Raw genomic sequence first — 15,817 nt, 5'->3', positions numbered from 1 at the left:
GTGGCGTGCAAGCATTAATCGAGTCGGTAGGTTCACTGTCTGCGCAACAAAAGAAAGCGTTGGCGGTAATGCTCAAGCAGCAAGGCATCAACCTGTTTGAGATTGCCCCGGTTTTCAAGCGTCAGGAAGGCGAGCCGCTGCGACTCTCTTATGCTCAGGAGCGGCAGTGGTTTTTGTGGCAGTTGGAGCCGCAGAGCCCTGCCTACCATTTGCCACGTGCGTTGCGGTTGAAAGGCCGACTTGATCGGTCGGCCTTGCAACGCAGCTTTGACGCCTTGATTGCCCGTCACGAGAGTTTGCGCACCTGCCTGCATCAAGACGTCGATCAGGTATTACAGGTGGTGAAGCCGGACATGCACCTTGAGATCGCTGAGGGTGTGGGTGATCGCACGCAACTCGAAGCTCAAGTACAAGCCGAAGTCGCCAAACCCTTTGACCTGCAACAAGGCCCGTTGCTGCGGGTGAAGTTACTGCAGCTGGCACCGGATGAGCATGTGCTGGTGCTGGTGTTGCACCACATTGTCTCCGACGGTTGGTCGATGCAGGTCATGGTCGATGAACTGGTGCAGTTATACGTGGGCTACAGCCAGGGCCAGGATGTGCGTTTGCCAGAGCTGCCGGTTCAATACCCCGACTATGCCTTGTGGCAGCGCAGTTGGATGGAAGCCGGCGAAAAAGAGCGCCAGCTGGGTTATTGGCGTGAGCGGTTGGGCGGTGAGCAACCGGTATTGGAGTTGCCTCTGGATCATCCGCGCCCGCCGCTACAAAGTTATCGCGGCGCGCGTCTGGACATGGACCTGGACGCGGTGTTGGTCAACAGTCTCAAGGCGCTGGCTCAACGCGAAGGTGTGACGTTGTTCATGTTATTGCTGGCGTCCTTCCAAACGCTGTTGTATCGCTACAGCGGGCAGTCGGATATCCGCGTCGGTGTGCCGATCGCCAACCGTAATCGCGCAGAAACCGAGCGCCTTATCGGCTTCTTCGTCAATACCCAGGTGTTCAAGGCTGATATCGACGGGCAGATGCCCTTCAGTCAGTTGCTGGCCCAGGTCAAGCAGCGCGCACTCGAAGCCCAGAGCCATCAGGATTTGCCGTTCGAGCAGCTTGTCGAGGCACTGCAACCGGAGCGCAGCCTGAGCCATAACCCGTTGTTCCAAGTGATGTTCAACCACCAGACTGAAGCGCATAAATCCCGTGGCGAGCTGCAATTGCCGGGCCTGGCCGTTGAGGCGCTGGAGTGGGGCAGCCAGAGTGCACAGTTCGACCTAAGCCTGGATACTCAAGAGTCCCCGCAAGGTATCTGGGCGTCGCTGACCTACGCCACTGACCTGTTCGAAGCGCCCACCGTGCAGCGCATGGCCGAGCATTGGCAGCGCTTGCTGCGCGCGATTGTCGGGCGTGCGGACACCCGTGTGGCGCAGCTGGCCATGCTGATCGATGAAGAACAGCGCGATGTGCTGTACGCCTGGAACCAGGGTGGCCCCGTGTTCGAAGCGGCGGCAGGTGTTCACGGGTTGTTCGAGGCCCAGGTGCAACAGCGCCCGCAGGCAGTTGCCCTGTGCCTGGACGAACACACCATCAGCTATGCCGAGTTGAATCGCCAGGCCAATCGCCTGGCGCATGCGCTGATCGCGCGCGGTGTTGGCCCGGAAGTGCGGGTGGGTGTGGCGGTCGAGCGTTCGTTCGAGATGGTGGTTGGCTTGTTGGCCGTACTCAAGGCTGGCGGCGCCTATGTGCCGCTGGACCCGCAATACCCGCGCGAACGCTTGCTGCACATGCTGGAGGACAGCGGTGTGCGTGTGGTGCTGACGCAAGCCCATGTGCCGATGCCGCTGCCCGAAGGCATGGCGACGCTGGACGTGGCGGATTCGGGGCTGGCCCACTACGGCGAGAGCAACCCGCAGGTCAAGGTCGACAAGCACAACCTGGCCTACGTGATTTACACCTCCGGTTCCACCGGCAAGCCCAAAGGCGTGGCCATCGATCATGCGGCGTTGACCGAGTTTTCGCGGATGGCCGCCGACTATTCGCGCCTGACCCAGGATGACCGCGTACTGCAATTTGCTACCTTAAATTTCGACGGTTTCGTCGAGCAGCTCTACCCGGCACTGACCCACGGCGCGACGGTGGTATTGCGAGGGCCGCAGCTGTGGGATAGCGCTCGGCTGTACGACGAAATCATCGCCCGACGCATTACGTTGGCCGACTTGCCCACCGCTTACTGGAATCTGTTCCTGCTCGATTGCCTCGCGGCGGGGCCTCGATCCTATGGCGCGCTTCGACAAGTTCACATCGGTGGCGAAGCCATGCCGCTGGACGGCCCGGCGCAGTGGGTGAAAGCCGGTCTCGGCCATGTGCGCTTGCTCAACACCTATGGCCCTACGGAAGCGACCGTGGTGTCGAGTGTGCTGGACTGCACAGCCGACGCTGAAATCGTCGGTGCCACCGCCAGTCCGATTGGCCGTTCCTTGCCGGGCCGCGCCCTTTACGTGCTGGACCGCGACCTGAACTTGGCGCCGTTGGGAGCGGTGGGCGAGCTGTACATCGGCAGCCGCTGTGGTTTGGCGCGCGCCTATTTGAACCGCGCGCTGCTCACGGCCGAGCGCTTTGTGCCGGACCCGTTCGGCGAAACCGGTGAGCGCTTGTATCGCACCGGCGACCTGGCACGCTACCGCGCCGATGGTGTCATCGAGTATGTCGGGCGGGTCGATCATCAGGTCAAGATTCGCGGTTTTCGTATTGAACTGGGTGAAATCGAGGCGCTGTTGTTGGCCCAACCCTGCGTACGCGAAACGCTGGTGCTGGCCGTCGACAATCAATTGGTCGCCTATCTGGTTGCCGAGCAGCAAGACGCTGCAACCCTCAAGCTGACGCTGCGCGAACAACTGCCGGATTATATGGTACCGGCCCACCTCATCTTCCTTGACCGCATGCCGCTGAACCCCAACGGCAAGCTGGATCGTCACGCGCTGCCCCAACCCGACGCCAGCCAATCGCAGCAGGCATGGGTGGCACCGGTGACTGAGCTGGAGCAGCAGGTCGCCGCCGTATGGGCGCAAATCCTGGGCGTTGAGCGCGTAGGGTTGACCGACCATTTCTTTGAGATGGGCGGGCATTCGCTGCTGGCCATGCAGGTGGTTTCACGCCTGCGGCATACGCTGGGGCGCGAAGTACCGCTCAAACTGGTGTTCGAGCAGCCGCGTCTGGAAGGGTTCGCTGGCGCTTTGCACGCCCTGGAAAGTGGCCTGGGTGAGCAGGCGCCGGCACTAGTGCCGGTCGGCCGTGGCCAGCCGTTGCCACTGTCCTATGCCCAGGAGCGTCAGTGGTTCCTTTGGCAACTGGCCCCGGACAGCGCCGCCTACCATATCCCCAGTGCCTTGCGCCTCAAGGGGCGGCTGGATACCGCGGCGTTGCAGCGCAGTTTCGATGAGTTGGTCGCTCGCCATGAAAGCCTGCGCACCTGCGTCGAACAGCACGCGGACGGTGCGCGGCAAGTTATCCATGCGCAGGCGGTGCTGCCTGTCCAGTGCATTGACGTGCAAGAAGCAGATCTGCAAGCGCACGTAGAAGCCGAAATCGCACAGCCGTTCAACCTGCAAAGCGGGCCGTTGCTGCGTGTGACCTTAATGCGTGTGGCGCAGGACGATCATGTGTTGGTGCTGGTGCAGCATCATATCGTCTCTGACGGTTGGTCGATGCACGTCATGATCGACGAGCTGGTGCAACTTTATGCTGCATTCAGCCAGGGCCAGACAGTGCAGTTGCCGGTGATGCCGATCCAGTACGCCGACTTTGCCGTATGGCAGCGTACGTGGATGGAAGCCGGTGAGCAGGCCCGGCAACTGGACTACTGGCGCGACGTGCTCGGTGGCGAGCAGCCCGTGTTGGAGTTGCCGTTCGACCATCAACGCCCAGCGCAGCAAAGCCATCGTGGCGTGCGCCTGGATGTGCCGCTGCCTGCCGAGCTGGCGCAAGGTCTTAAAGCCCTGGCCCAGGCGCAGGGCGTGACGATGTTCATGTTACTGCTGGCCTCGTTCCAGACGTTGCTGTACCGCTACAGCGGCCAGCAGGACATCCGTGTCGGTGTGCCGATCGCCAATCGCAATCGTGTGGAAACCGAACGTCTGATCGGCTTTTTCGTCAACACTCAGGTGCTCAAGGCCGATATCGACGGGCACATGACGGTTGCCGAGTTGCTGGCCCAGGTCAAGCAGCGTGCGCTGGAGGCCCAGGCCCATCAGGACCTGCCGTTCGAGCAATTGGTCGAAGCCCTGCAACCCGAACGTAGCCTGAGCCTGAACCCGTTGTTTCAGGTGATGTTCAACTATCAGAGCGAAGGTCAGTTGGGTGTGCAAGCGCTGACGGACTTGCGCGTCGAAGGCCTGGAGTGGGAGCGCCGTACCGCGCATTTTGACCTCGACTTGGACGTGCATGAAAGTACAGAAGGGCTGTGGGCCTCGCTGGGTTATGCCACCGATCTGTTTGAAGCCGCTACCATCGAACGCATGGCCCGCCATTGGCAGAATTTATTGCAGGCGATGGTTGCCGACCAGCAGCAGAACATCGGCCAGTTGCACCTGCTCGACAGCGACGAGCAGCAGCACATCCTGCAACTGTGGAACCGCACCGACTCCGGTTTCTCGGCCAAACGCCTGGTGCACGAGCTGTTCGCCGATCGCGCGCGGGAAAACCCGGATGCGGTGGCGGTCAAATTCGATGCGCAAACCCTGACTTATGGCGAGCTGAACAGCCAGGCCAACCGCCTGGCCCATGCGCTGATCGCCCGTGGCGTCGGCCCGGAAGTGCGGGTGGCGATTGCCATGCCACGCGGTGCGGAAATCATGGTGGCCTTCCTCGCGGTGCTCAAGGCCGGCGGCGTGTATGTGCCGCTGGACATCGAATACCCGCGTGACCGTCTGCTGTACATGATGCAAGACAGCCGCGCCAAGTTGCTGCTGAGCCACAGCAGTGCCCTGGCGCAATTGCCGCTCGCCGCTGGCCTGGACACCTTGGCCATCGACCGCACTGAGGACTGGACGGGCTACAGCGACACGGCGCCAAGCGTCAATTTGGACGGCGACAACCTTGCCTACGTGATCTACACCTCCGGCTCCACCGGCATGCCCAAGGGCGTGGCCGTTTCCCACGGCCCGTTGGTGGCGCACATCATCGCCACGGGCGAACGCTACGAAACCGGCCCCGCCGACTGCGAATTGCACTTCATGTCTTTTGCCTTCGACGGTTCCCACGAAGGCTGGATGCACCCGCTGATCAACGGCGCCAGCGTGCTGATCCGTGATGACAGCCTGTGGCTGCCGGAATACACCTACCAGCAAATGCACCGCCACAACGTGACCATGGCGGTGTTCCCGCCGGTGTACCTGCAACAGCTGGCCGAGCATGCAGAGCGCGATGGCAACCCGCCTAACGTGCGCGTGTACTGCTTTGGTGGCGATGCGGTGGCGCAGGCCAGCTACGACCTGGCGTGGCGCGCACTGAAACCGACGTACCTGTTCAACGGTTACGGCCCGACCGAAACCGTGGTCACGCCGCTGCTGTGGAAAGCCCGCCGAGGCGATCCCTGCGGCGCGGTCTATGCGCCGATCGGCACGCTGTTGGGCAACCGCAGCGGCTACGTGCTGGACTCACAACTCAACCTGCAACCCATCGGCGTGGCCGGTGAGCTGTACCTGGGCGGCGAAGGTGTGGCCCGCGGTTATCTGGAACGCCCGGCACTGACTGCCGAACGTTTTGTGCCGGACCCGTTCGGCAAACCTGGCAGCCGCGTGTACCGCAGCGGCGACCTGACCCGTGGGCGTGCGGACGGCGTGGTGGATTACCTCGGGCGTGTCGATCACCAAGTGAAAATCCGTGGTTTCCGTATTGAGCTGGGTGAAATCGAGGCGCGCCTGCGTGAGCAGCAGGCGGTGGGTGAAACGGTCGTCGTGGCCCAGGAAAGCCCGAGCGGCAAGCAGTTGGTGGCGTACGTCGTGCCCGCTGAGCCCGTGACCGACCCGGTGGCATTTCGCGAAGCCTTGCGTCGCGCCCTGAAAACCCGCCTGCCTGACTATATGGTGCCTGCGCACTTCATGTTCCTGGACCAGATGCCGCTGACGCCCAACGGCAAGCTTGACCGTAAGGGCTTGCCTCAGCCGGACGCGGCGCAGTCGCAAGGCGTGTGGGTTGAGCCGGTTACGCCATTGCAACAGCAGGTCGCGGCGATTTGGGCCCAGGTGCTGGGCGCTGCGCGCATTGGCCTGACGGACCACTTCTTCGAGTTGGGCGGCCACTCATTGCTGGCCATGCAGGTGATTTCCCGTGTGCGCCAGTTGCTTGAACGCGACGTGCCACTGCGCACCTTGTTTGAGCAGCCGCAACTGCAGGGTTTTGTGCTGGCACTGCACGCCGCTGAAGAGGATTTGGCACCGCCAATGCGAGCGATAGGGCGGGATCAGCCGTTAGCGTTGTCCTTTGCCCAGGAGCGCCAATGGTTTCTTTGGCAGCTGGATCCGCAAAGCGCCGCTTACCATATCCCGAGCATTCTGCGCCTGAGTGGTCGCCTTGATCAGCGTGCCTTGCAGTGCAGTTTTGACAGCCTGGTGGCGCGACATGAAAGCTTGCGCACCCGCATTGATCAGCAGGATGAGCGCGCAGTGCAGGTAGTTTTGCCCGCCGAACCGTTGTCAATCATGCGAGGCGATGCCACTGAGCAGACACTGCAGCAGCAGGTAGAAGCCGAAATCGCCAAGCCTTTCAACCTGCAGCACGGTCCGCTGCTGCGCGTCACCTTGTTACGCCTGGCCGAAGATGAGCATGTACTGGTGCTGGTGCAGCACCATATCGTTTCCGATGGCTGGTCGATGCAGGTGATGGTTGACGAACTGGTGCAGTTGTATAGCGCCTACAGCCAGGGCGAGGTTGCGCAGTTACCCGCGCTGGCGTTGCAGTATGCCGATTACGCGCACTGGCAACGCGAGTGGATGGCGGCGGGTGAGCGCGAGCGTCAATTGGCTTACTGGAGCGAGCTGCTGGGCGGTGAGCAACCGGTGTTGGAGCTGCCCACCGCGCATGCGCGCCCGGCGCTGCAAAGCTATCGCGGGGCCAGCCTGGAGCTTGAGTTGCCGACGCAACTGGCCGAAGGGCTCAACGCATTGGCGCAGCGCGAGGGCGTGACATTGTTCATGCTGTTGTTGGCGTCCTTTCAGGGTTTGTTGTACCGCTACAGTGGCCAGCAGGACATCCGTGTCGGGGTGCCGATCGCCAACCGCAACCGGGTTGAAGTCGAGCGGTTGGTCGGTTTCTTTGTCAACACTCAGGTGCTGAAGGCCGACCTGGACGAGCAGATCACTGTGACCCAACTGTTGCAGCAGGCCAAACGCCGCAGCCTGGATGCGCAGAGCCATCAGGACCTGCCCTTCGAGCAACTGGTCGAAGCCCTGCAGCCGGAACGCAGCCTGAGCCATAACCCGTTGTTCCAGGTGTTGTTCAACCATCAGAGCGATGCGGGGTTGGCTACCCGTGGCCGTCAGTTGCCCGACTTGCGCGTGGAGGGCCTGGATTGGGGCAGCCAGACCGCGCAGTTCGACCTGAGCCTGGACACCCAGGCCACCGCGCAGGGTATCTGGGCCACCTTGACCTATGCGACCGACCTGTTCGAGCCGGCCATGCTCACGCGCATGCTGGTGCACTGGCAAAATCTGTTGCAAGGCATGCTCGACGACCCGCAGCAGCGCGTCAGCCAGTTGCCGCTGTTGGACGACACCGAGCAACGTAGTGCGCTGCAAGACTGGAACGCCACTGCTCGCGACTACACGCAGCAGCCTGTGCATCAGTTGATCGAAGCCCAGGTCGAACTCACGCCGGATGCCGAGGCGCTGGTGTTTGCCGGGCAGCGCCTGACCTACGCCCAGCTTAATCGGCGGGCCAACCGCCTGGCCCATCGCCTGATGGCCGCCGGTGTCGGCCCCGATGTGTTGGTGGGGCTGGCCGTGGAACGCTCGGTGGAAATGGTCGTCGGCCTGCTGGCGGTACTCAAGGCCGGTGGCGCGTATGTGCCGCTCGACCCGGAATACCCCCGCGAGCGACTGGCCTACATGCAGGAAGACAGCGGCGTGAAGTTGCTGCTGACTCAGGCGCATCTGCTCGAACAGTTGCCGATCCCGGAAGGTCTGGAAACTTTGGTGCTGGGTGAATCCGGTTTTGACGGCTCCAGCGAAGCGAACCCAGGTATTGTGCTGGAGGGCGAAAACCTCGCCTATGTGATCTACACCTCCGGCTCCACCGGCCAGCCCAAAGGCGCGGGCAACCGCCACTGCGCGCTGACCAACCGCCTGTGCTGGATGCAGGAAGCCTACGGGTTGAGCGCCCGTGACACGGTGCTGCAAAAGACCCCTTTCAGCTTTGACGTGTCGGTGTGGGAGTTCTTCTGGCCACTGATGACGGGTGCGCGCCTGGTAGTGGCTGCGCCGGGTGATCACCGCGACCCGGCCAGGCTGGTAGAGCTGATCAACGCCGAACAGGTCACCACGCTGCACTTTGTGCCGTCGATGCTGCAGGCTTTCCTGCAAGACCCGGACGTTGGCTCCTGCCACGCCTTGCAACGCATTGTGTGCAGCGGCGAAGCATTGCCGGTAGACGCCCAACAACAGGTCTTGCGCAAACTGCCGCAAACCGCGTTGTACAACCTGTATGGCCCGACCGAAGCCGCCATCGACGTGACCCACTGGACCTGCGTCGACGAAGGGCGAGACACGGTGCCTATCGGCCAGCCGATCGCCAACCTGTGCACCTATGTGCTGGACGCACAACTGCAAGCCACTGCCGTGGGGGTGGCGGGCGAGTTGTACCTGGGCGGTCTCGGCTTGGCACGCGGCTATCACCGACGCCCGGGGCTCACAGCCGAGCGGTTTGTCGCTTCGCCGTTCGCGCCGGGAGAGCGCCTGTATCGTACCGGCGACCGCGTGCGTCAGCGTGCCGACGGGGTTATCGAGTACCTAGGGCGCCTGGATCACCAGGTCAAATTGCGAGGCCTGCGGATCGAATTGGGTGAAATTGAAGCGCGGGTTCTTGAACATCCCCAGGTACAGGAAGCCTCGGTCCAGGTGGTCGATGGCAAGCATCTGGTGGGCTATCTGGTGTTGCAGGCGCCGAGCGAAACCTGGCGTGAGTCCTTGGGCGCACACCTGTTGGCGCACTTGCCGGACTATATGGTGCCGGCGCAATGGGTACTGCTGGCGCATATGCCCCTGAGCCCGAATGGCAAGCTGGACCGCAAGGCGCTGCCCAAGGCTGATGCGCACTTGCAAGAACGCGTCTATCAGGCGCCGCAGACCGAATTGGAGCAGCGCCTCGCAACCATTTGGAGCGAAGTGCTTGAGGTTGAACGCGTCGGCTTGAATGACAATTTCTTTGAACTGGGTGGGCATTCGCTGTTGGTGCTGATGCTCAAGGAGCGCATCCGCAAGGCGACCGGCACAGCGCTGTCGGTCAGCCAATTGATGCTTAACCCGACCATTGCGGGGCAGGTGGCTTGCCTGGGCGGCGAGACCCGCCACTCGCTGATCGTCAAACTCAACAGCCAGACCCAAGGCACGCCACTTTTCCTGTTCCACCCCAGCTACGGTTCGGTGCATTGCTACAAGGCCATTGGCTTGGCGCTGCGTGAACAACGGCCGGTGCTGGGGGTGATCAGTCGGGCGTTGGTGGAGGAGGGCAGTGACGTGCCCAGCTGGCAATCAATGGTCGATGATTACACCGCGCAACTGCTCGATGCCGTGCCCGAAGGCCCTTATCGCCTGGCCGGTTGGTCCCTGGGGGGTAACCTGGCCATGGAGGTCGCGTATGCGTTGGAACAGGCGGGGCGTGTGGTCGAGGTTGTCGGTTGGATCGACGCATCGCCGCCGCACTGGCTCAAGGCCTATTGGGACACAGCGGTGATCGCCGATGACAGTGAGGTGCCGGTCAATCAGCGGCGTGTCGAGCTGTTGCAGGTGATGTTTGCGCCATCGAGCGCGTTGATCCAGGCCGCGTGGCTGCAAAGCCAGGCGCTCTCTGACGACGAAGTGCAGCAATGGCAGGCGTTCAGCGCGTGGGCCGAAGATGTACTCGGTGAGACTTATCTGGAGGTCAAGGCCAGCTTGCTTGAGGGCGACGAAGCGCAGATCTCCTGGGAACTCGACCGTGCTCTTGGCCAGAGTCTCAAGGACGCCGACTTCAAGCCGATCCAGGCACCGATCCGTTGCTGGTGGGCCGCTGCGAGCCGGGCAGGGCAGCATCGTCAGTTGATTGAGGCAAGCATGGCGCAGGTTATGGGCCGGCCGTGTATTGAGCAGTCAGTACTGATCGATTCTACCCATGATCGAATCATCGACAACGCCGCGTTCGTACAGAGCTTTGCTGATGCGATGAAGTAACCGCCGGTATAAAAGAAACGCCCCTGGACCGATGGCCAGGGGCGTTTTTTTATCGGTGTTATTCGCCAAGCGTCACGTTTTAGCGGGCAACAAAAAGCCCCTGACCATCAGCGATGACCAGGGGCTTGGGCTGGATCAGAAGTTCCAGCGGGTGCTGAGCATGACGTTACGCGGGTCGCCGTAGTAAGCCGAGTTGTAGAAGCCGATGTTGGTGTAGTACTTCTTGTCGAAGATGTTGTTGACGTTGAGGGTCGCCGATACGTTCTCGGTCACCTGGTAACGGGCCATCGCGTCGACGATCCATAGTGGGTCCTGGGAGAAGTTTTCCTCAGTGCCTTTGGCATAGTTGTTCAGCAGTTTCCAGCCAGTGCCCTGCCAGCGCACGCCGGTGCCCAGGGTCAGTTTGTCCAGTGGGCCGGTCAGCTTGTAGCTGGTGTAGATATTGACCTGATCTTCCGGTTCCCAGGTGGAGAGTTTCTCACCCTGTTTGTCGCGTATGATTTTGTGGGTATAGCCCGCCTGCAACTGCCAGCCCGGCGCCAGCTCGCCGGAGATTTCCGCTTCATAGCCTTTGGTCTTGGCCTCGGTGCCCTTGGAGGCGTAATCCAGCCCAGGGTGGCTGTTGGGGATGTAATCGGTGTCGTCGATGGGGCGGTTTTTCTCGTGAACCTCGAAGTAGGCCAGGCTCGAGTTCAGGCGGCCATCGAAGAATTCGCCTTTGAGGCCGATCTCGTAGTTCTTGCCTTCATCCGGTTCCAGCGGTTTGTCGTTGCGGTCGCGGTAGTCGTCCTGTGGCAGGTAGATTTCGGTGAAGCTGGCATAGGCCGAGAAGTTGTCGTTGAGGTCATAGGTGATGCCGGCATAAGGCACTACCTTACCGGTGTCCTTGACCTGGCTGGTGCCGCTGACTTCGTAGTTGTTGACTCGAGTGCCGAGGATCAGGTGCAAGTCATCCGCGAGGCTGAAGCGGCCGGTGACGTAGCTGGCGCTCTGGCGGGTCAGCTCATCGTTCTTTTTGGTTCGAGGACCACGGTCCGGCTTGGGGGCGTCGCCGTCCCAGTTGAAGTAGTCGTGGCTGTTGTCGTAGTTGGTGGCGTTGGTGTAGTCGCTGCCCAGCCAGCGCGAGCGCGAGACCGAGGTGCCGACCACCAGTTCATGCTCACGCCCGAACAGGCTGAATGGCCCGGTGGCGTAGAGATCACCCGTGTCGCTGGTGGTTTCACCATTGTAGGTACGGGTCAGCAGCGATGCCTTGCCCGTTTCGGCATTGGGTGACAGCAGGGCCGACAACGGGGCTTTGTAGCCGTTGATCTGGTGGTTGTACTGCGCCTTGCCGACCCAGCCATTGTCGAACGTGTGTTCCAGGGTGGCGAAGGCGGTACGGGTGTACTGTTTCCACTTGCTGTACTTGGCGCCGTTGTTGAAGGAGCGTGGTGTACTGATGCGGTTACCGGCCGAGTCAAAGAGTGAGGCCGAACCGGACCAGCTGGAGCCCTGCGGGTCGCTGTCCTGATAGTCGCCACCGACGGTCAGCAACGTATCCGGTGCCAGGTCGAACTCGAGAATGCCGTAGTAGACGTTGGTCTGGCGTTGGTAGTGATCGAGGAACGAATGTTTGTCCTGGTACGCCGCAACAGCACGGCCACGCACGTTGCCCGTCTCGGTCAGCGGGCCGCTGACGTCGATTTCGGAGCGGTAGTTGTCCCAGGAACCCGCGCCCAGGTCGACATAGCCTTTGAATTCCGAGGTGGGTTTTTTACGCACCATATTGATGGTGCCGCCCGGGCCGCCAGCGCCGGTCAGCAGGCCGGTGGCGCCCTTGAGAATCTCGACGCGGTCGTAGATGACGGTGTCGGTCAACGTGTGGCCCGACGAGTACTGGGCATCCTGCAGGATCGGAATACCGTCGTACTGGAAGTTCTGAATGGCGAAACCGCGAGAGAAGTAGCTGGTGCGCTCGCTGTCGTAGGCGGCAACGGTAATGCCCGGTGTGTGACGCATCACGTCGTCGATCGACTTGAGGCTGAAGTCGTCCATGGCCTGGCGGGTCACCACCGAAATCGACTGCGGCGTTTCGCGTGGGCTAAGTACCAGGCGGGTTGCGGTGGCAATCGTGCCGGGGGTGTAGGAGCCGGAGCCTTCGGTGATGGTGCCCAACTGGTTGGCGGTCACCTGGGTTGCGCCCAGCTCCAGTGCCGACGTTTTCGCCGCGCTGATGGTGAATGAGCTGCCCTGCAGGTCATAGCTGATGCCCGTCCCGGACAGCAAGGTGGTCATGGCCTGGCCAGGTTGCAATTTGCCTTTGATCGCGTGGCTGCGTTTGCCTTCAACGTCGGTCGGGCTGTAGAGCACCTGCAAGTTGGTCTGGCGACCGAATTCCTGAAGCGCGCTCCCCAGCGGTTGTGCAGGCACATTCAGTTCGACCTCCTGCGCCTGCACATAACCTGCGACCGGCAGTGCCAGTGCCAGGGCAATCGCGCTTGGCAGCAGAGGGGTATTCAAGAGGCGGCGCATGGAGAGTGCCTTGCTCAAGGGACTCAGACCGAACGTTGCTGGCATGGATGCATTCTCTTCTATGTTTTAAGTGGGCAGCTTTTAGTGTTTATTGAGGTCAATTCTCATTACCACTAGTGAGACGTTCCTATCCGTAAAAACCGGAAAAAAAACTTCAGGCCGGTTCCATCTCGTGCACCACCTTGCCCGCTCGCAGGCGCACCAGTTGGTCGGCGATGTCGAAATAGCGGTCGTCATGACTGATCACGATGATGGTTTTGCCCAGGCGCTTGAGGTCGGGCAGCAGCTCGGTGTAGAACACGCGGCGGAAGGCCGGGTCCTGGTCGGCGGCCCATTCGTCGAACACCAGCACTGGGCGTTCTTCGAGCCAGGCATTGACCAGCGCCAGGCGCTTGCGCTGCCCGGTGGAGAGGTCGGTGGTACTGAACACGCCGTCCTTGACGCTGACTTTGTGCGCGATTTCCAGGCGCTCCAGGTACTTGGCGGCGCTGTCCAGCGATTGCGTTGCGCTGCCCTGGACCAGGTCGTCGAACAGGTAATAGTCGGCGAACACCGTGGTGAACAATTGGCGGTAGTCATCGCGCACCGGGTCGGTCACGGTTTCGCCGTTCAGGCGGATTTCCCCGGCGTCGGGTTGATACAGGCCCAGTAATAGTTTGATCAGCGTGGTCTTGCCGCAGCCGTTCTCGCCGACGATAAACACGATATCGCCCTGCTTGATGCTCAGGTTGATCGGCCCCAGATGAAACGGCTCGCTGCCCTCAACCGGCGGCGGGCTGTAGGTGACGCCACGCAGTTCAAGGCTGTTGACCACCGGTGTGGGGGCTTCGCTGCCGTCCATCAACAAATGCGGCTCGGGGGACGAGAAGCGATCCGACAGCTCGGTGATGCGCGCAAAGGCAATGCCGGCCTTGCCGATGATCGGCAGGTAACCGATCACATGTTCGAGCGGGCCTTTCATGTACAGCAGCACCAACACGAAACCGGTGATCACCGCTGGGTCCGGGTTGGGGCTGTAGGCCTGCATGGCCAGGGCCAGGCCGATGACCACAAAGAACAGCATCGAGCCAAAGGTTTTGGCCACGATGTAGATGTTGACCGAGCGCACCTGAATATCGCTGATCCGGTCAGCGGTTTCCTGGATGCGGTGGGTGTTCATCCGGTAGCGCCGTGGCCGATGGATGCGCAGCTCCTTGGCGCCGGAGGCAATCGCCGAATAGTAGCGCTGCAGTTCGTCTTCCAGGTCACGGGCGGCGTCGAAGCCGCGAATGCCTTTGTGGCCGGCGATGAACTGCACGCTGCTGCCGATCACAATGGCGACGATCATCATCAGGAACATCGGCACTGACAGGTAGGCCAGGTAACCCAGGCAACCCAGGGTCACCGTGCTGGCGATGGCCAATGGGGTAAACGCGAAGGAGAAATCGCTGATGGTGTCGACGTCGTGAGTCAGCACCGGGATCAGGCGGTGTGAGCGGTAGCGTTCAATCTGCTCGATGGGCGCCGACAGCACTTTTTCGCCGAGATCCTTGCGCAGGGCGGCAATGATTCGTTGGCCCACATAGTTGGTGCCGATATCCGAGACGATCGAACTGGTCAGCGCCAGCAGGCACAGCGCGGCGAAGGTCAAGACCACGCCCTGGGTCATGCCGGTGGAAGAGTGCAGGGCGTTATTGATAGTCGCCAGCAGCAACGTGATGGCCAGGCCGCCGGCCATGCCCAGCGCGACAGAGACGCTCACGATGGTGCGAAAAGGCCTGAGCAATGCGAGCAAACCGTTAAAGGCGCCGCGCTTGGGGTCGGTCATAAATACTTCCCGGAAAGTGAAAAAGAGGGGGCTGGGCACACAGACCCTTACCCATGACAAACGAAGTGCCGGGGCGACTATTTAGCGCGGCATGCCGGGCGGTGGAGCGGGTCGATAAATTGCCAACAGGCTGGTTCGTTCTTGTTGTGTAGGCGCACGCGTATTGGCGCGTGCCTGATCTATCCAGCGAGAGCGAAACAATGACGAAAAAGAATCTGGTGTATGTCTGGTCCCTGAGAAACGCTGCCGCCGACAAGGCCGGCCAGCCAGTGGCCTACAAGGACCACGAGCGTTATATGAAGTCGGTGCTGGAGTTTCTGGTGGGGTCGCTGAACGACACACCGTTGGGCCAGGCCTACAACCTGGTCGGCGTGGTGTACGACGATGACGAGCACAACCCACGGGACCAGCAGCTGGTCGCTGACTATGGCTTTGCCTACCAGCCGGGTCGCCAGTGGCTCTACCCGGCAGACCTGACGGTGCAGGGCAACCTGGTCAATGACCTGCTGCTGAGCGTGCCGTCCACCTATCGCCGCCTGCCGCGTGGCAGCGCGGAACACATCGCCGGCAAACAGGATTTCGAACGTCGCCTGCACGACACCCTGGTGGAGTTGAAGGCTGACATCGTGGTGCTGGACGGCCTGCTGGTGATCCTCGATGAGCTGGTGCGGCCCGGTGCGCCGTTTGCGCGTCGGATCATGAACATCCACCCAGGCATTACCCGCCTTGAATCGCCTTACGAGCGCCGTGGCGCCTATGCCACCTGGAATGCCCTGTACGGCGCGCGCGGGCAGACGGTGGTGGATTGGGCGACCAAAGCCACCAAGGCCAGCGAACCGCTGTACCTTACCGGCGCGTCGTTCCATTACGTGGACAATGGCATTGATTCGGGCGAAGTGTTCCACGACGTGCTGAAAACCGAGATTTCGCCTGAGGACACTATTCTCGAATTGCGCTGGAACAACTTCAACAACAGCCTGTTCCCGGCGTTGCATGAAGGGTTGGAGTTGTTGGCCAAGCAGGCCTAAGGCGATCCAAGTGTGGGAGCTGGCTTGCTCGCGAAAGCGGTGTGTCAGTGTCAGGT

Annotated in this window: 4 protein-coding genes; 2 read left to right on the top strand and 2 right to left on the bottom strand. The window is 61.5% G+C overall.

The genetic code is table 11. The features are described 5' to 3' along the window. The first annotated feature begins 5 nt into the window (after nucleotides 1–5). Nucleotides 6–10,412 (top strand): amino acid adenylation domain-containing protein, encoded by a 10,407-nt coding sequence (locus PSH96_RS16040; protein WP_370694300.1) that lies wholly within the window; start codon nucleotides 6–8, stop codon nucleotides 10,410–10,412. Nucleotides 10,413–10,547: 135 nt separating this feature from the next. On the opposite strand, the gene PSH96_RS16035 is transcribed toward PSH96_RS16040, so the two are convergent. Both PSH96_RS16035 and PSH96_RS16030 read right to left on the bottom strand, forming a co-directional pair. Then, the gene (locus PSH96_RS16035; RefSeq protein ID WP_305453837.1) at nucleotides 10,548–12,926 is read right to left on the bottom strand and encodes a TonB-dependent siderophore receptor; all 2,379 of its coding nucleotides are present in this window, start codon (nucleotides 12,924–12,926) and stop codon (nucleotides 10,548–10,550) included. 154 nt (nucleotides 12,927–13,080) lie between these two features. Then, nucleotides 13,081–14,733, bottom strand: a complete 1,653-nt coding sequence (locus PSH96_RS16030) for a cyclic peptide export ABC transporter (protein ID WP_305453836.1) — start codon at nucleotides 14,731–14,733, stop codon at nucleotides 13,081–13,083. Between the two features lie 200 nt (nucleotides 14,734–14,933). Between PSH96_RS16030 and PSH96_RS16025 the strand changes: the two genes are divergently transcribed. Continuing rightward, nucleotides 14,934–15,761 carry a formyltransferase family protein gene (locus PSH96_RS16025; RefSeq protein ID WP_305453835.1) on the top strand — a complete coding sequence of 276 codons (828 nt, stop codon included), beginning with the start codon at nucleotides 14,934–14,936 and terminating at the stop codon, nucleotides 15,759–15,761. Nucleotides 15,762–15,817 lie beyond the last annotated feature (56 nt).

Origin of the sequence: Pseudomonas sp. FP2338 (assembly GCF_030687515.1) — a bacterium.
GTDB classification, from domain to species: Bacteria; Pseudomonadota; Gammaproteobacteria; order Pseudomonadales; family Pseudomonadaceae; genus Aquipseudomonas; species Aquipseudomonas salomonii.
This window is presented reverse-complemented; position numbering and strand designations above follow the sequence as displayed.